17 protein-coding genes and 2 riboswitches are annotated in these 17,332 nt (G+C 68.1%); of the genes, 8 read left to right on the top strand and 9 right to left on the bottom strand.

Annotated elements, in window-relative coordinates:
* Positions 1-7 precede the first annotated feature (7 nt).
* Together RZE77_RS17295 and RZE77_RS17300 are read right to left on the bottom strand one after the other, a co-directional pair.
* Positions 8-823 (bottom strand): putative hydro-lyase, encoded by an 816-nt coding sequence (locus RZE77_RS17295; protein ID WP_319438510.1) that lies wholly within the window; start codon positions 821-823, stop codon positions 8-10.
* A 91-nt stretch (positions 824-914) separates the two neighbouring features.
* Positions 915-1,820 carry a LysR family transcriptional regulator gene (locus tag RZE77_RS17300; RefSeq protein WP_319438511.1) on the bottom strand — a complete coding sequence of 302 codons (906 nt, stop codon included), beginning with the start codon at positions 1,818-1,820 and terminating at the stop codon, positions 915-917.
* Between the two features lie 68 nt (positions 1,821-1,888).
* On the opposite strand from RZE77_RS17300, the gene denD reads away from it, so the two are divergent.
* The 8 genes from denD (at position 1,889) to gcvP (ending at position 11,346) form a co-directional block, all read left to right on the top strand.
* Positions 1,889-2,905 carry a D-erythronate dehydrogenase gene (denD, locus tag RZE77_RS17305; RefSeq protein WP_319438512.1) on the top strand — a complete coding sequence of 339 codons (1,017 nt, stop codon included), beginning with the start codon at positions 1,889-1,891 and terminating at the stop codon, positions 2,903-2,905.
* Positions 2,906-2,974: 69 nt separating this feature from the next.
* Positions 2,975-3,946: a TRAP transporter substrate-binding protein gene (locus RZE77_RS17310; RefSeq protein WP_319438513.1), complete on the top strand. Its 972-nt coding sequence runs from the start codon at positions 2,975-2,977 to the stop codon at positions 3,944-3,946.
* 87 nt (positions 3,947-4,033) lie between these two features.
* Positions 4,034-4,528: a TRAP transporter small permease gene (locus RZE77_RS17315; protein ID WP_319438514.1), complete on the top strand. Its 495-nt coding sequence runs from the start codon at positions 4,034-4,036 to the stop codon at positions 4,526-4,528.
* Positions 4,525-5,802, top strand: a complete 1,278-nt coding sequence (locus tag RZE77_RS17320; RefSeq protein ID WP_319438515.1) for a TRAP transporter large permease — start codon at positions 4,525-4,527, stop codon at positions 5,800-5,802. Before RZE77_RS17315 ends, RZE77_RS17320 begins: the two co-directional genes overlap by 4 nt.
* 146 nt (positions 5,803-5,948) lie before the next feature.
* A complete protein-coding gene (locus RZE77_RS17325; RefSeq protein ID WP_319438516.1) occupies positions 5,949-6,497 on the top strand; it encodes a hypothetical protein in 549 nt (182 codons plus the stop codon).
* 31 nt (positions 6,498-6,528) lie between these two features.
* A riboswitch (glycine riboswitch) is annotated at positions 6,529-6,619 on the top strand.
* Positions 6,620-6,631: 12 nt separating this feature from the next.
* Positions 6,632-6,744: riboswitch (glycine riboswitch) on the top strand.
* Positions 6,745-6,789: 45 nt separating this feature from the next.
* Positions 6,790-7,968, top strand: a complete 1,179-nt coding sequence (gene gcvT / locus RZE77_RS17330; RefSeq protein WP_319438517.1) for a glycine cleavage system aminomethyltransferase GcvT — start codon at positions 6,790-6,792, stop codon at positions 7,966-7,968.
* Between the two features lie 47 nt (positions 7,969-8,015).
* Positions 8,016-8,387, top strand: a complete 372-nt coding sequence (gene gcvH / locus RZE77_RS17335) for a glycine cleavage system protein GcvH (protein WP_018905600.1) — start codon at positions 8,016-8,018, stop codon at positions 8,385-8,387.
* A 52-nt stretch (positions 8,388-8,439) separates the two neighbouring features.
* A complete protein-coding gene (gene gcvP / locus RZE77_RS17340; RefSeq protein WP_319438518.1) occupies positions 8,440-11,346 on the top strand; it encodes an aminomethyl-transferring glycine dehydrogenase in 2,907 nt (968 codons plus the stop codon).
* 10 nt (positions 11,347-11,356) lie between these two features.
* Here the strand turns inward: gcvP and RZE77_RS17345 are convergent, their stop codons facing one another.
* The 7 genes from RZE77_RS17345 to RZE77_RS17375 form a co-directional block, all read right to left on the bottom strand.
* Complete coding sequence (locus tag RZE77_RS17345; RefSeq protein ID WP_319426625.1) at positions 11,357-11,605, bottom strand: hypothetical protein; 249 nt, start codon at positions 11,603-11,605, stop codon at positions 11,357-11,359.
* Between the two features lie 89 nt (positions 11,606-11,694).
* A complete protein-coding gene (locus RZE77_RS17350) occupies positions 11,695-12,636 on the bottom strand; it encodes a DUF3014 domain-containing protein (protein WP_319438519.1) in 942 nt (313 codons plus the stop codon).
* Positions 12,637-12,760: 124 nt separating this feature from the next.
* Entirely contained in the window at positions 12,761-13,438 is a 678-nt protein-coding gene (locus tag RZE77_RS17355; RefSeq protein WP_319438520.1) for an alpha/beta hydrolase, read from the bottom strand.
* 4 nt (positions 13,439-13,442) lie between these two features.
* Entirely contained in the window at positions 13,443-14,501 is a 1,059-nt protein-coding gene (locus RZE77_RS17360) for an NAD(P)H-dependent flavin oxidoreductase (protein ID WP_319438521.1), read from the bottom strand.
* A 72-nt stretch (positions 14,502-14,573) separates the two neighbouring features.
* Positions 14,574-15,257 (bottom strand): Pr6Pr family membrane protein, encoded by a 684-nt coding sequence (locus tag RZE77_RS17365; RefSeq protein ID WP_319438522.1) that lies wholly within the window; start codon positions 15,255-15,257, stop codon positions 14,574-14,576.
* Between the two features lie 55 nt (positions 15,258-15,312).
* On the bottom strand, positions 15,313-16,059 hold the full coding sequence (locus tag RZE77_RS17370; protein WP_319438523.1) for a tRNA-uridine aminocarboxypropyltransferase: 747 nt from the start codon (positions 16,057-16,059) through the stop codon (positions 15,313-15,315).
* Positions 16,060-16,103: 44 nt separating this feature from the next.
* Positions 16,104-17,315 carry a DUF1501 domain-containing protein gene (locus RZE77_RS17375; RefSeq protein WP_319438524.1) on the bottom strand — a complete coding sequence of 404 codons (1,212 nt, stop codon included), beginning with the start codon at positions 17,313-17,315 and terminating at the stop codon, positions 16,104-16,106.
* Positions 17,316-17,332: the final 17 nt, after the last annotated feature.

Consider the following 17,332-nt stretch of genomic DNA (forward strand, 5'->3'; position numbering starts at 1 on the left):
GCCGCGGCTAGAACGCGGCCAGCTGGTGGTGCAGCAGGTCGGTCACGAGCATCGAGCCCGGCGCATGCGTGATGGCGAACGGCAGCCTGGCGGCGGCGAGCGCGGCCTGGGGCGTGACGCCGCAGGCCCAGAACACGGGCAGCTCGTCGGGCATCACCTCGACCGCGTCGCCGTAGTCGGGATCGGCGATCGAGCGGATGCCGATCAGCGCCGGGTCGCCGATGTGCACCGGCGCGCCGTGCACGGCCGGAAAGCGCGAGGTGATCTGCACTGCGCGAATGGCATCGGCCGCCCGCAGCGGGCGCATCGACACCACCATCGGCCCATGGAAGGCGCCGGCCGGCTCGGTGGCCATCGAGGTGCGGTACATCGCCACGTTGCGGCCCTGCTCTACGTGGCGCAGCGCGATGCCCTCGGCCATCAGCGCGTGCTCGAAGGTGAAGGAGCAGCCGATGACGAAGCTCACCAGGTCGCCGCTCCAGAGTGCGCGCACGTCGGTGGGTTCGTCCACCAGTACGCCGTCCCGCCACACGCGGTAGCGCGGCAGGTCGGTGCGGATGTCGATGTCCTCGCCGAGCGCCGGCAGCGCCGGGTCACCGGCTTCCGACACGCCGAGCAAGGGGCACGGCTTGGGATTGGCCTGGCAGAAGCGCAGGAAGTCGGCCGCGTGCGCCCGCGGCAGGATCACGAGGTTGCCCTGCACATGGGCGCTCGCGAGCCCGCTGGTGTGGGAGCTCAGCGCACCGCTGCGGCAGGCCTGGCGCACGGCCAGCGCGCTGCTGCCTGCGCCGGGCTGTTCTGCGAAGGATGGACGGTTCGACATTTGGCGTTTCCGATGCCCGGGGCATCGCTGTGGTGTGATGCGCCGGATTGTGGGAATCCGCGCTCACGAACGCCAACGCAAAGTTTCTCGCTCAAGTCATCGATTTTTTCGATGACCCCATGCGGTGCGACGCGTGCACCACGGCGGAGCCGAGCGCGGCCTCGGGCAGCGGCGACGACGGGTCGTCGCGGTAGCTCGCATAGATGGGCAGCGGCTCCAGCGTCACATCGCAAGGCAGCACGCGCAGCGGCAGGCGCCGCGCCAGCGGCTCGACCACCGCGCGCGGCAGCGCGGCCACGCCGAAGCCCGCCTCCACCAGCTGCGCCATCGCCGAGATCGACGAGATCGCATGCACGCGCGGCGGCGGGCTGCCGGCCTCGCGGAACAGCTCGAGCAGCGCCACGTGCGGCTGCGAGCCGCGCTGGAAGGTCAGCAGGTCGAGCGAGAGCAGGTCCGGCAGGCGGTAGCGCCGCTTCAGGTGCAGCTCGCGGTGGCCGACGAAGCACATGGGCATCGGTGGCACGGCCCGCGTGCGCACGCCGTCGCCGGTGGCCGGCAGCGCGGCAAACACCAGGTCCTGCTTGCCGCGCTGCAGCTGGTCGACCAGCACCGGCGTGGTTTCGACGGTGAGCTCCAGTTCGAAATCAGGGTGCGTGGCCTGCATGTGCTTGAGCCAGCCGGTGAGCCAGCTGTGCACCACCGATTCGATGGCGCCCACGCGCAGCACGGCCTCGCGCACCGTGCCCGAACCCATCTCGGCCTTGATGTGCATCTGCATCTCGAGCAGCTTCTGCGCGAAGGCATGGAAGCGCTGCCCCGCCACCGTGAGGCGGAACTGCTTGTCGCGCCGGTCGAGCAGCAGCACGCCCAGCTCGCGCTCGAGCGCGGCGATGCGGCTGGACAGCGCCGACTGCGTGAGGTGCAGCTTCTCGGCCGCACGGGTGACGCTCTTGAGCGCCACAGCCCAGTGGAAGGCTTCGACGAATCGCAGGTTCATCGTGCAAGTGTCGCCTGAGCCGCGCATTCCGCTGCGCTATGCTCGTTGGCGAAGGAGACAAGACCACCATGCAGATCGTCATCACGGGCGGCGCCGGCTTCCTGGGCGCACGCCTTGCCCGCACCCTGCTGAAGCAGGGCGAGCTTTCGCTGGCCGGTGCGCCGGCACGCACCATTTCCCGCATCACGCTGGTCGACCGGGCCGCGCCGCCGGCCGACCTTGCGGCCGACCCGCGCATTGCTACTGCGCTCGGCGACCTGAACGAACAGCTGGCCTCGCCCGACGCCTCGCCCTGGACCGAGGCCGACGCCATCTTTCACCTGGCCGCCGCAGTCAGCGGCGAATGCGAGGCCGATTTCGACCTGGGCATGCGCAGCAACTTTGCCGCCACGCACGCGCTGCTCGAAAAGGCCCGCGCCGTGGGCACCCGGCCGCTCTTGGTGTTTGCCAGCTCGCTCGCGGTGTTTGGCGATTCGCCCGAGCAGCCGCTGCCGCCGCTGATCGAAGACCACACGCTGCCGACGCCGCAGACCAGCTACGGCATCCAGAAATTCATCGGCGAACAGCTGATGGCCGACTACACGCGCAAGGGCTTCGTGCGCGGGCGCAGCGTGCGCCTGATGACGGTGAGCGTGCGCCCCGGCCGGCCCAACGGCGCGGCCTCGGGCTTTTTCAGCGGCATGATCCGCGAGCCGCTCGCGGGCATCCGCGCCGCCTGCCCAGTGCCCGACGAGACGCCGGTGGCCATTGCGTCGCCCGCGCGCACGGTCGAAGGCATCATTCGCGCCGCCCAGGCAAGCGATGCCGAATGGGGCCCGCGCACCGCGCTCAACCTGCCCTCGCTTTCCACCACCGTGGGCGAAATGGCCGCGGCACTCGAGCGCGTGGCCGGCAAGGCCGCCACCGCCCTGCTCGACCGCACGCCCGATCCGGCCATCCAGCGCATCGTGAAAACCTGGCCCGGGCGCATCGAAACCGTTCGCGCCAGCCGCCTGGGGCTTTCGGCCGATGCCAGCTTCGAAGCGGTTATTCGCGATTACGTCCGTGAAAATCCCGACGCGGTGAAGCTTTCGGTTACGGCATAGTCGACGGCTGCCCGCGGAGTTCCCCTCCTTTTCCCTTCTTCGCGACTTCTTTTCTCTGGAGACTACACAATGAAATTGACCCGACTGGCCGCCGGCCTGGTTCTGGGCCTGGGCATGGCCTGCGCCGCCTTCGCGCAGACCACCATGAAGATCAGCATTTCCACCGCGCAGAACTCGCACCAGGGCGTCGCGATCGACGTCTTTGCCAAGGAAGTCGAGAAGCGCACCGCGGGCCGCTACAAGGTCCAGACCTTCTACAACGGCTCGCTCGGCGGCGAGCGCGAATCGATCGAGGCCGTGCAGCTCGGCACCCAGGAACTGGCGCTGTCCTCGACCGGCCCGGTGCCCAACTTCGTGCCTGAGACCAAGATCCTCGACGTGCCCTTCCTGTTCCGCGACAAGGCCCACGCCCGCGCCGTGCTCGACGGCCCGATCGGCCAGGAGCTCCTGACCAAGTTCGACGCCAAGGGTTTCAAGGCGCTGGCCTGGGCCGAGAACGGCTTCCGCCACATGACCAACAGCAAGCGCGACGTGAAGGGCCCCGAAGACCTCAAGGGCCTGAAGATGCGCACCATGGAAAACCCGGTGCACATCGCGGCCTACAAGACCTTCGGCATCGTCACCACGCCGATGGCCTTCCCCGAAGTGTTCACCGCCCTGCAGCAGGGCACGGTCGACGGCCAGGAAAACCCGCTGTCGGTCATCATCGCGGCCAAGTTCGACCAGGTGCAAAAGCACCTGTCGCTCACGGGCCACGTCTATTCGCCGTGCATCTTCCTGATGAACAAGGCGTCGTTCGACAAGCTCAGCGCGGCCGACAAGCAGGCCTTCCTCGAAGCAGCCAAGGAAGCCACCAAGGCCAACCGTGCGCGCGTGGACGAAGACGACGCCAAGGGCGTGGCCGACCTGCGCGCCAAGGGCATGACCGTGATCGACAACGTCGACAAGGCCAGGTTCGTCGCAGCGCTGTCGCCGGTGAATGCCCAGTTCGAAAAGGATTTCGGCAAGGCCAACCTCGACAAGATCCGCAACTTCAAGTGATCCCCCGATGCTATCTTTTAGGTAGCATCACCCGCCCGTTCAGTTGCATCTGACGGGCTTTTTTGTTTTCAACAATCACGATTGCAGATGAAAGAAAAATTTCTCGGCATCGAGCGCTGGACCACCGGCGTCTCGATGATCGCGGCCTGCGTGATGCTGGTCATCGCCTCGGGCCTGGGCGTGTTCCAGATCGTCACGCGCTTCGTGCTGGAGCAGCCCGCCGAATGGAGCGAGATCCTGATCCGCGTGAGCCTGATCTGGATGGTGTTCCTCGGCATCCCGATGGCCTTCCGCCAAGGCGCGATGGTGAGCGTGGACGTGCTCTACCGCTGGAGCCCGCCGCGCATCAAGCGCGTGCTCGACGCGGTGGTCAGCATTGCGGCGCTGGCACTGATGCTGGTCATTCTCTGGTGGGGCTGGGACTACGCGATGCGTGGCCGCGTGCAGTCGATGGCCGGGCTCGAAAGCCTGTCGATGATGTGGTCGTACCTGGCGCTGCCGGTCGGCTCGGTTTTCTGCCTTTTTGGCATTGTTGGCAATTTTCTCGATCCCAAGCGGCTCGAACTGGAGACCGCGCAATGACGCCCGTGATGGTTGCAACGATGGTGCTGTGTTTTGCACTGTCGGTTTCGGTGGCCGTATCGATCGGCCTGGCCTCGATCCTGGGTATCCAGGTGGCCAACGTCAACATGCTGATCTCCGTGAAGGAGATGTTCAATTCGATCAACAAGTTTCCGCTGGCCGCGATTCCGTTCTTCATCCTGGCCGGCAACCTGATGGAAACCGGCGGCATCTCGCGGCGGCTGGTCGAGTTTGCCAAGAGCATCGTGGGCGGCGTGCAGGGCGGCCTGCCGATGACCTGCGTGCTCACCTGCATGATCTTCGCGGCGGTGTCGGGCTCGTCGGTGGCCACCACCTTCGCCATTGGCGCGATCCTGATTCCGGCGCTCATCAAGCACGGCTATCCCACCGCGTACGCGGCCGCGCTGCAGGCCACGAGCGCCGAGCTCGGCGTGATCATCCCGCCCTCCATTCCCCTGATCCTCTACGGCGTGAGCGCCGAGGTGTCGATCGGCGAGCTGTTCATTGCGGGCTTCGGGCCGGGCATCCTGATCAGCCTGGCGCTGATGCTGTTCGTCTGGGCCTTCTGCAAGTGGAAGGGCTGGGGCAAGAACGACGGCGACGGCCGCATGCCTTTCTTCAAGGCGACGTGGCAGGCCGGCTGGGCGCTGCTGATGCCCGTCATCATCCTGGGCGGCATCTACGGCGGCATCTTCACGCCCACCGAAGCCTCGGCCGTGGCGGTGCTCTATGCGCTGGTGGTGGGCGTGGGAATCTACCGCGAGATCAAGCCCACGGACCTGTACGTCATCCTGCGCAAGTCGGTGCTGTCGTCGGCGGTGATCATGTTCATCATCGCCAACGCGGGCCTGTTCGCGTTCCTGATCACGCGTGCAGGGGTGCCCGACGCCATCGGCCACTGGCTGCAGGAAGTGCTGAAGTCGCCCGCGATGTTCCTGCTGGGCGTGAACGCGGCGCTGTTCGTCATCGGCATGTTCATCGAGACCAGCGCGGCCATCATCGTGCTCGCGCCCATCCTTGCGCCGGTGGCGGTGCACTTCGGCATCGACCCGGTGCACTTCGGGCTGATCATGGTGGTGAACCTGGCGCTCGGCATGATCACCCCGCCTTTCGGCGTGAACCTGTTCGCGGCCTGCACGGTGGCGCGCATCTCGCTCGACCGGATCGTGAAATACCTGGTGCCCTTCGTGCTCGTGATCCTGGCCTGCCTGATGGTGATCACCTACGTGCCGTGGATATCGCTCGCGCTGCGCGACCTGGCGTACGCCAAATAGCGGAAACAAGGCGAAAAAGAAGAAACGGCAGCCTGTTCGCAGGCTGCTTTTTTTTGTGCGGCGGTTTCCCTGTAAGGCAAACGTTTCATGAAGATGTCACCGCTTGCAACGATGCTTCAGCCCTCGATCCCCAAAGCTGTGGCGCCATGTTTCCCACCAAGACCGACAAGGCACGCGACGAACTCCAAGGCCGCGAGCGCACGCTGAGCCAGCGCGAGCGCGCCTTGCTGCTGATGGCCGACGGCCGGCGTTCGCTGACCGATTTCAGCCCGCTTTTCGCCAGCCGCACCGAAGCCGAGCAGGCGATCCAGGCGCTGATGCGCCAAGGCTATCTGCAGGACGCGCAGGCGCTTGCTGCCACGGCGGCGCAAGCCGTGGCGCAGCCGCCCGCCCCGGTACCCGCGGCCGACCCGATCCGGCTCGCCACCTCGGCCGACAACTTCGACGGCAAGCGCTCCCTGGCCACCACGCGCATGTTCCTGTTCGACATCTGCGAGCGCATGTTCGTGCGCCGCGACCCCAAGTTCGCGCTGCAGATGCGCGACGCCCTGCGCGAGGCGCGCGACCGCGGCGCCATGCTGACCATTGCCGCACTGATGCTCACCGAGGTCGAGAAAGCCGCCGGCGCCGAGCGGGCCGAATCGCTGCGCGAGCGCATCGACCGGCTGCTGCCGCCGGCCGAGACCGTGCACTGAGCCGCAGACCGGGCGGCCGCGATCCACTACACTCCTATGGTCAGGAGAGAGCCCCGCCAGCCGGGGCCGCCGAAGGCGCAGGGGTTTCCCGAACGCTCAGGCAAAAGGACTGACACAGCGCTGGCGCATGCCGGCGCTTCCTTGCTGGAGAGAGGCCGCTGCATCCCAAACCATGCACCGGCCCACCGAAGGAGCAAACCCCGATCGTGGGGCGAATCTCTCAGGTAAAGCGGACAGCAGGGGTGGCCCATGGCTCGCGCCATGGAATTCGTCTGCCCCTTTGGAGTGCCCCGTGGCTGCTTCCTCCGACTCCTCTTCCGCCGAACAACTCCTGAAGACCCCGCTGTACGACCTGCACGTGGAGCTCGGCGCCCGCATGGTGCCGTTTGCGGGCTATTCGATGCCGGTGCAATACCCCGCCGGCCTCATGGCCGAGCACAGGCACACGCGCGACGCGGCCGGTCTGTTCGACATCTCGCACATGGGCCAGCTGCGCCTGGTCTGCCCGGACGCCGCGGCCGCCTTTGAAACCCTGATGCCGGTCGACGTGATCGACCTCGCGCCCGGCAAGCAGCGCTACGGCCTGCTGCTGAACGACCAGGGCGGCATCCTCGACGACCTGATGTTCTTCAACGAGGGCCACGGCTCGATCTTCGTGATCGTGAACGGCGCCTGCAAGGTGGCGGACATCGCCCACATCCAGCAGAAGATCGGCGCACGCTGCGATGTGCAGCCCATGCCCGACCACGCGCTGCTCGCGCTGCAGGGGCCGCAGGCGGCCGTGGTGCTGGCGCGGCTGTCGCCCGGCATCGAGCGCTTCGTCTTCATGACCGGCGGCGCGGTGCAGATCGGCGGCATTCCGGCCTTTGCCACGCGCAGCGGCTACACCGGCGAAGACGGCTTCGAGATCTCGGTGGCCGGCCAGAATGCCGACGCCCTCGCCCGCCTCCTGCTGGCCCAGCCCGAGGTCAAGCCCATCGGCCTGGGCGCGCGCAATTCGCTGCGGCTGGAAGCCGGGCTGTGCCTCTACGGCAACGACATCGACACCACCACCACGCCAATCGAAGCCTCGCTCAACTGGGCGATCCAGAAGGTGCGCCGCACGGGCGGCGCGCGCGAAGGCGGCTTTCCGGGCGCGGCCAGGGTGCTGGCCCAGCTCGCCGCCGCCACGGCCGGCGCCGCGGGCCACACCGACCACGACACGCTGAAGCGCAAGCGCGTCGGCCTTGTGGCGCTGGAACGCATTCCGGTGCGCGACGGCACCATGCTGCAATCCTTCGAAGGCAAGGACATCGGCTTTGTCACGAGCGGCCTGCTCGGCCCGACGGCCGACCGCCCGATCGCCATGGGCTACGTGGCCACCGCGTTTTCCGAGCCCGGCACGCGCGTGCAGGCCATCGTGCGCGGCAAGCCGGTGCCGATGGAAGTCTCGACGCTGCCTTTCGTGCCCACCCGCTACTACCGCGGCTAGGCGCTGCGCCCCCGATCATCATTTTTTTCCACGAGGAGTTTTCCACCATGAGCATCAAGTACACCAAGGACCACGAATGGGTCTCGGCCGAAGGCAGCGCAGCCACCGTCGGCATCACCGTGCATGCGCAGGACGCGCTCGGCGACGTGGTCTTTGTCGACCTGCCCGAAGTCGGCAAGAGCTTTGCCCAGGGCGAGGTGGCCGGTGTCGTCGAATCGGTCAAGGCCGCGGCCGATGTGTTCATGCCCGTGTCGGGCGAGATCACCGAAGTGAACGAAGCCCTGCGCGCCGATCCCTCGCTCGCCAACACCGACCCGTTGGCCGCCGGCTGGTTCTTCAAGGTCAAGCTCAGCGAACCCGCGCAGCTCGACGCGCTGCTCGACGCCGCCAGCTACGACAAGTTCGCTGCCGAGTCCTGATCCGCCGAATTCGCAAGCCGCCTTTTTCCTCATTCCCGAGCCTTCACCCGCCATGCCGATTCCCGCCCTTCCCTCTTTGCAACAACTGGAGAACGCCGAAGAGTTTCTCGCCCGCCACATCGGCATCGATGCGGCGGACGAGGCGCGCATGCTGCCGGTGATCGGCTCGGAAACGCGTGCCGAACTCATCGACGGCATCGTGCCCGCGGCCATCCGCCGCGCCAAGCCGATGCGGCTGCCGGCGCCCGCGACGGAGGCCGATGCGCTGGCCGAACTGAAGGCGATCGCGGCAAAGAACAAGGTCTTCAGGAGCTTCATCGGCCAGGGCTACTACGGCACGCACACGCCGGGCGTCATCCTGCGCAACGTGCTCGAGAACCCCGCCTGGTACACGGCCTACACGCCCTACCAGGCCGAGATTTCGCAGGGCCGCATGGAAGCCCTGCTCAACTTCCAGACCATGGTGTGCGACCTCACGGGCATGGCCATCGCCAATGCCTCGATGCTCGACGAAGCCACGGCGGCGGCCGAGGCGATGACGCTCGCCAAGCGCAGCGTGAAAAGCAAGAGCAACGTGTTCCTGGTGTCGGGCGACTGCCATCCGCAGACCATCGAGGTCATCAGGACGCGCGCCGCGCCGCTGGGCATCGAGGTGAAGGTGAGCACTGTCTCCGAGACGCTGCCGCACCTGATGGTGAGCGGCGAGTTCTTCGGCGTGCTTGCGCAGTACCCCGCCACCACCGGCCATGTGCACGACCTGCGTCCGCTCGCGGGCCATGCGCACCAGTGCGACGCCGCCTTCTGCGTGGCCGCCGACCTGCTGGCGCTCACCTTGCTCGCGCCGCCCGGCGAATGGGACGCCGACATCGTCTGCGGCACCACGCAGCGCTTCGGCATGCCGATGTGCAACGGCGGCCCGCACGCGGCCTACCTGGCCTGCCGCGACGAATTCAAGCGCTCGCTGCCGGGCCGCCTGGTCGGCGTGAGCGTCGACACCCACGGCCAGCCCGCCTACCGCCTTGCACTGCAGACGCGCGAGCAGCACATCCGCCGCGAGAAGGCGACCTCCAACATCTGCACCGCGCAGGTGCTGCCGGCCGTGGTGGCCAGCATGTACGCCGTGTACCACGGCCCCGACGGCCTCACGCGCATCGCGCAGCGCGTGGCCGCGCTCACGGCCATCCTCGCGCAAGGCCTCGCGCAGATGGGCCGCGAGCCGGTCAACGGCACCGCCTTCGATTCGCTGACCATCCGCACCGGCGACGACACGCCCAAGATCATCGAGCGCGCCCAGGCCGCCGGCGTCAACCTGCGCCAGCGGCTGCAGCAGCACCTGGGCATTTCGCTCGACGAGACCACCACGCGCGCCGACATCGAGACGCTCTGGGCCCTGTTCGTGCCCACCGGCACGCCGATGCCGCGCTTCGACGACCTGGCCAACGCAGTGCCGCGCCTGCCCGAGGACCTGCGCCGCACCAGCGCCTTTCTCACGCACCCGGTGTTCAACACCCACAAGAGCGAAACCGCGATGCTGCGCTACATCCGCAGCCTGTCGGACAAGGACCTGGCGCTCGACCGCAGCATGATCCCGCTCGGCAGCTGCACCATGAAGCTCAACGCGACCAGCGAGATGATCCCGATCACCTGGCCCGAGTTCGCGAACATCCATCCCTTTGCGCCGGCCGAGCAGCTGGTGGGCTACGCCCAGCTCGACGCGCAGTTGCGCGCCTGGCTCTGCGAAGCCACCGGCTACGCCGGCATCAGCCTGCAGCCCAACGCGGGCTCGCAGGGCGAATACGCGGGCCTGCTGGCCATCCGCTCCTTCCATGAGGCCAACGGCCAGGGGCACCGCAACATCTGCCTCATTCCTTCGTCGGCGCACGGCACCAACCCCGCGAGCGCACAGATGGTGGGCCTGCAGGTGGTGGTGACGGCCTGCGACGCGCAGGGCAACGTCGACATGGACGACCTGAAGCGCGCCTGCGAGAAGCACAGCGACAAGCTCGCGGCCGTGATGATCACCTACCCGAGCACGCACGGCGTGTTCGAAACCCGGGTGAAGGAGCTCTGCGAACTGGTGCACGAGCACGGCGGCCGCGTGTACGTCGATGGCGCCAACATGAATGCGCTGGTCGGCGTGGCCGCACCGGGCGAGTTCGGCGGCGACGTGAGCCACCTGAACCTGCACAAGACCTTCTGCATTCCGCACGGCGGCGGCGGCCCGGGCGTGGGCCCCGTGTGCGTGGTGGAAGACCTCGTGCCCTACCTGCCTGGCCATGCGACGGCCGGCGTGGCATCCAACGGCGTGGGCGCCGTCTCGGCGGCGCCGCTCGGCAATGCGGCCGTGCTGCCGATCAGCTGGATGTATTGCCGCATGATGGGCGCCAAGGGCCTGCAGGCCGCGACCGAAATCGCGATCCTGAGCGCCAACTACATCAGCGCGCGCCTCAAGGACCACTACCCCACGCTGTACGCGAGCCCCAATGGCCACGTCGCGCACGAGTGCATCCTCGACCTGCGCCCGCTCAAGGACAGCAGCGGCGTCACCGCCGAGGACGTGGCCAAGCGGCTGATCGACTACGGCTTCCATGCGCCCACGCTGAGCTTCCCGGTGCCCGGCACGCTGATGGTGGAACCCACCGAGAGCGAGCCACTGGCCGAGCTCGACCGCTTCATCGACGCGATGATCGCGATCCGCGGCGAGATCCGCCGTGTCGAGGAAGGCGTCTGGCCGAAGGACGACAACCCGCTCAAGCACGCGCCGCACACCGCGGCCAGCCTGCTCGGAACGGAGTGGCCGCATCCCTATTCGCGCGAACTCGGCGCGTTTCCGCTGGCCGAACTCAAGCTGGCCAAGTACTGGCCGCCGATCGGCCGCGTCGACAACGTCTATGGCGACCGCAACCTGTTCTGCAGCTGCGTGCCGGTGGGCGACTACAAGGAAACCGAAGAGGCCTGAAAAAAGCCGCTCAGGCTTCGCGGCGGTACATCGCCCACTTCACGGTGAGGATGTCCGCGGCGATCTTTGCGGCGTTGACGCCCGCGTAGCTTTCGGATGGATCGAATTCGAAGCCTTCCCTGTAGCACCTGACATGCGCGAAATCGCGGTCGAAGGTCATCGGACCCATGAGCTCGGCGGGGTCGGTGCCCGCGGGAAGCGCCAGGAATTTCTCGGGATCGGTGGCACTCTGGTAGAGGTCGACGCTCATCAGGTTCATACGGGTGTCCTCGAAATCTTGGGATCCCGCGAATCATCCCCGGCATCCGGGCCGCATGCAATCGGCCCGCGCCTACACGGCGCACCCGGTCAGCGCTGCTGCTGCGCTTTCTTTTTCATCAGCTCGCCCGTGGCGATCTGCTCGCGGAAGCCGCGCAGGCTGGCCTTGAGCTTGCGCTCGTTCTCCAGCCCCACGCGCACCATGATCTTCTGGCCCGACGAGAGCGATTCGAGCTGCGGATCGGCGTACTCGTAGCGCACCCAGGGCCGCTGCGACGGCACGTTGCCCTTCACCTCGACGAGGCGCACCGGCACCGGGCCGGCGGGCTCGGGCGCCTGCAGCAGATGGTCGATCACGGCAACGAGCCGGTCGTTGAAATAGCGCCCCGGATAGCCGAGTTCTTCATAAGCCTGCTGGAACAGCGGATAGAGCCACGCATACACCTTGGCCGCCTTGGCCGGATCGATCGACTCGGCCACCATCACGATGGGGTTGTAGCGCGCGGCATTGGTGGGCGAAATGGTCTCCTTCTCGCCCTTTCCCTGGGTGGTGAAGCGCTGCTTCGTCGGCTGCACCGGCCAGGTGCTCGCGGGCGACTGTTCGCGCGCGAGGTTGTCGACCGTGGCCACGAAGCGGCGCACGATGCCTTCGAACTGCAGGAAGTCCGCCACGTTCTTGCTGCCCATCAGGTCGACGAGCGCCTTCATCACGCGCGAATCGGAATCGGCGACCTTGGGCAAGCCCGATTCGGGCAGCGCGATCGCGTCGATGGGATTCTGCGGTTCCGGGGATTCGGGCAGGGCGGGGGGCGGTGCGGGCGCAATCCCGTCGTTCGGGGCGGCGGCCACCGGCGGTTCGACCGGCAGCGGCTGTTGCTGCTGGTACCAGCGCCAGCCGAGGAATCCGGCCGCGATCGCCAGCAGCACGATGACGATGATGGTGCCGGTCGAGGTCTCGCGCCGCGGCCTGTACGCGGGCGCATCGCGCGAATCGTGCGCGTCGGGAATTTCGGGGATGTCTCGGTCGGACATGTCTGCGGTTCCTTTTTCGAGGATTGCAAGGGGAGACGAGCGGCTATGGTGCACCAGATGGCGCCCGGCCGCGGCTTCGTCCCGTAACGCCCTGTGACGCGCCCGCGGCGAGAAAGTTCGCCCGCTAGGACGAGCCCGCCGCCGAACCGAGCGACTGCAGCCAAGCCAGCGCGCCCTGCAACTCGGCCGGGCGGATCTCGTGGCCGCCCGGAAAATCGGCGCCCGACAAGGCCAGCGGCAGGCCGCGTGCGAGTTCGCGCGTGGCCTGCGCAGCGCCTGGCGGAATCACGTTGTCGGCGCTGCCGTGGCTCACCCACAGCGCCTTGCCCTCGAAAGCCTCGGGCGCCGCGATGTGCGCCGCCGCCTGCGGCAGCAGCCGGCCGTGCCACACCATCGCGGCGCGCACTTTCTCGGGCTGTGTCAGCAGCAGCGACAGCGCCATGATGCCGCCCTGGCTGAAGCCGCCGACCACCACGCGCTCGGGCGGTACGCCGAGTTGCTGCGACGCCGAGGCCACCATCTCGCCCACCAGGAAGCGGCTTTCGCGCTCCTGCGCCTCGTTGATGCGCCGCTCGCCATCGGCCAGCACCTGGAACTCGAACCACGCATAGGCATCGGGCGACAGCACATAGGGCGCGCGCAGGCTCAGCACGTGGAACTGCGGCGGCATGAGCCGCGCCAGGCCGAACAGGTCCTGCTCGTTGCTGCCGACGCCGTGCATCAGCACCAGCAGCCAGGGCTCGCGCACGTTCGGCCCCGCGGCCTGCTCGAGAAACTTGAAAGGCAGGTGGAGTTGCGTCATGAAGTCAGGCCGTAAGAGATTGAAAACCTTGCGCCAATGCGCGCGTGATCTCGGCGGCCGGCAGCTCGCGGCAGCCGGTGGCGTTCTGTCCCGACCACAGCGGAGAAAAATCGCCGCTGCCCTGCGCCTCGGCCTTGGCGCGCAGCGGCGCAATGCCCGAGGTGGCCAGCGGAAACTCGGGCGCCGCCGGGCCGATCGGGCCCAGTTCGCGCATCACGCGGTTGACGATGCCGCGCGCGGGCCGGCCCGTGAAGAGATTGGTCAACGCCGTGTGGCGCGCGGCATCGCTCTTCAGTGCCGCGCGGTGCACGGCGCTGGTGGTGGCTTCGGACGCCAGCAGGTAGGCCGTGCCCACCTGTACGCCCGCGGCACCCAGCGCCATGGCGGCGGCCACGCCGTTCGCATCGGCAATGCCGCCGGCCGCGATCACCGGCACCTTCACGGCATGCACCAGCTGCGGCAGCAGCGCAAAGGTGCCGAGCTGCATCGTCAGGTCGTGCGACAGGAAATGGCCGCGATGGCCGCCGGCTTCCAGCCCCTGCGCAATGACCGCATCGACGCCATGCGCTTCGAGCCACAGCGCCTCGTCGACCGTGGTGGCCGAGGCCAGCACCTTCGCGCCCCAGCCGCGCACCTGCGCCATCAGTGCCTCCGAAGGCAGCCCGAAATGAAAGCTCACCACAGCAGGACGGAACTCGGCCAGCAGGCCGGCCACCTCGGCGCTGAACGGATTGCGCCCCGGGCCGGTGGGGATGCTCGCGGCATCGATGCCGAACTCGGCGTAGTACGGCGCCAGCGCGCTGCGCCATGCCGCCTCACGCTCGGCGCTCGCCTCCGGCGGCGTGTGGCAGAAGAAGTTGACGTTGAAGGGCTTGCCGGTGCCGGCGCGGATGGCGGCGAGCTCGCTGCGCATGGCGTCGGCATTCAGCATGGCGCAGGGCAGCGAGCCGAGCCCGCCTGCGTTGCTGACCGCAACGGCCATGGCGCTGCCCTGCACGCCCGCCATGGGTGCCTGGATCAGCGGCAGCTCGATGCCGAGGAGTTGCTGCAATGAGGTGGTCATTGGTGGATGTTCCTTTTGAATGTGGCGCGCATGCCAGCACCTATTCTGCGGCGAAGCCCAAAGCCCCTGCGCTCAGCCGGCAGGCGCGGCGGGAAGCTGCTTCTCGAGCAGGCGCAGGCCGATGGCCATCACGAGGAAGACGGCGGCAACGAAAGCCGAATTGAGCGTTGCGCGTGCCAGTCCCAGTGTGCCCACGTCCATGAACGGATACGGATACCAGCCGGTGAATGCGCCGCGCACGAAGGTGTAGGCGATCCACGCGAGCGGCAGCAGCACCGCCCACGCGATGGTGCCGCGGCCGGTGCGCGGCCGTGGGCCCACCAGGAACCAGCCGAGCACCGCGAAGACCGGCGCCGCCGTGTGCAGCAGGAAGTTGGCGAGCTGCCCCGAGGGCGTGAGCTCGCGCAACCCCGTGAGCACCGTGTGGAACACGATGCCCGTGACCGCGATGCAGAGCACCGCCGTGAGCCGCAGCACCCGGAACAGCTGCCCGTCGTGCGCGGGACGAAAGGCGAGCAGCGCGCAGACACCGCCGATGAGCAGGTTCGAATCGATGGTGAAGTAGCTGAACAGCCGCACGAAGCGCTCGAGATGCGTGGGCGCGATGCCGGGGCCGCCGCTGATCGCCGCGCTCAGCTCGAGCCCGATTCCCCCGGCTGCGGCCAGCGCCACCACGCCGTGCAGAAGGCGCGCGAGCGCAATGGGACCCCATGCGGCTTGCGGTGCGGTCTTGGCGATGGACGGTTGTGGCGGCATATGAACCTCCGAAGATTGGCGCACCGAGAGTATGCCGAACGCCAGACCGACGGCATCAGGCCGGCGGCCGGGCGGACAGCTCGCGCAGCCGCCGATGCGCCGCATCGTCCCAGGCAATGGGCTGCTGGTTCTTCGCATGCAGATAGTGGTGCGTGAACACCGCCAGGTACGCCTCCAGCGTCTGTTCGGCAACAGGCTCGCCCGCCAGGCTCATGCACATCGCGGCCACCTCGCTGGTGCAGAAGTGGTCGTCGCGGCCGGAGTTGCGCAGCCTGTATTGCGTGATCCGCTCCGGCTGCAGGCTCAGCACCGGCAGCCGGTCGAGGTAAGGGCTTCTGCGGAACATCTTGCGTGCCTCGGCCCATGTCGCGTCGAACAGGATGAAGAGCGGGCGTTTCGAAATGCCGCTGCCGTCCGCTCCAGGCGCCGGAACGGCCAGGACGACGCGCTCGGGCGCCGCATATTGCCCCGGGAACACCACGTAGGGCTGCCATTGCGGATCGTCCAGCAGCGCCAGCAGCGCGGGATCGGTTTCGGTGCGGGCCCAGCCGAAAGCGAAGGTGTCGGCCACCACGTCGGCGACCAGCCACCCCGTGTTGGTGGGCTTGAGCGGCTCGATGTCGGCCATGAGCAGGCACACCCCCGCGCGCGTTCCCACTGAAGGGCGCACGGCGCACATGCAATGGCTGGGCACCAGGCGGCAGCCCGCGCAGCGCTCGCGCTTGAAGCCACCACGGGCCAGAAAGGGTTTGGCGCTTCGCGCCAGGCGCGCAGCGCGAAGGAAGGAGACGGCGTGGGGCATGCACCGATTCTCGGCGGCTCCTGGACGCCCGGTGCGCCGGACAGCTAGACCAGCTGCAGATCCTTCGGCGCCACTCCCTCGAACACCCGCGCAAGCTGTGCCGGCGAGAGGCCGTACATGCGCCTGAACAGCCCGCCGAACACCGCGCGGTATTCGTTGAGCACCGGGTAGTCGCGGTTCTGGAACAGCGTGGCCTGCGCCACCTCCTGCTGCTCGCCCACGATGCGCCCGCCGGCCTGCGCCGAGAGGCCGCCGCCGAGCACCCAGTACACGCTGCCATGCCCGTGGTCGGTGCCGCGGTTGCCGTTCTCGCGGAAGGTGCGGCCGAACTCGCTGATGACCACGACCACGGTCTGGCGCCAGGCGTCGTCGCCCATCTCCTGCGCGAAGCCGGCGACGCCGCGGCCCAGTTCCTCGAAACGGTTGGCGAGGTAGCCGGTGGCGCCGCCCTGCCCCACGTGCGTGTCCCAGCCGCCGACGTCGACGAAGCCGATATCGAAGCGCTCGCGCATGAGCCGCGCCATGCGGCGCGCGACGAGTTCGAAGCCCTTGGCCGTCATGGCATCGCGGCTGGCCGCGTCCATCTCGGCCTGCATGGCGCGCACCACCTCGTCGCGCACCTGAAAGCCCTCGGCCACCGGCCGTGCCAGCGCCGTGTTGCGGTACATCGCCGAAATCACCTCGCTCTGGCGCGCATCGATCGAGGGACGCGCGCTGCCCGCGAGCGCCATGTTGGCGGCCTTGGCGCTGCCGCGCATCGCGATCGGCAGCTGGTTGGTGAACGCCATGGGCGACACGCCGGCCAGCGGCCCGGCACCGAGCACGGAGGCCAGGCGGTTGAGAAAGCCCGAGCCGTAGTCGCGGCGCTTGTCGAGCGCCTGGCCCAGTTCGATCGAGTCCTGCGTCTCGAAGTGGCTGCGCGTGAGGTCGTCGGTGCCGGCGAAGGCGATGAAGGAGGCCTGCTTCTGCTCGAACATCGGCATCACGCTTTGTGCCAGCGCGGGGTGCAGGCCCCAGTTGCCGTCCAGCGACAGCGCGCCGCCGGGCATGCCGGGCCGGGCGATGGCGATGTTGGGGCGCGAGGCGTAGTAGAAGTCGCTGCCCGTGGGCACGAGCAGGCTGGCGCAGTCGTAGGCGCCGCGCAGGAACACCACCAGCAGCTTGGCACCTTCGGCTGCGGGCGCGGCCATCAGCCGGCCGGCGGCGCCCGCGAACGGAACGGCGGCCATGAGCTTGAACAGTTCCCGGCGTTGCATGGCGGTGTGTCCTTTTC

It is taken from the genome of Variovorax sp. SPNA7, from assembly GCF_033807855.1.
Classification (GTDB): Bacteria; Pseudomonadota; Gammaproteobacteria; order Burkholderiales; family Burkholderiaceae_C; genus Variovorax; species Variovorax beijingensis.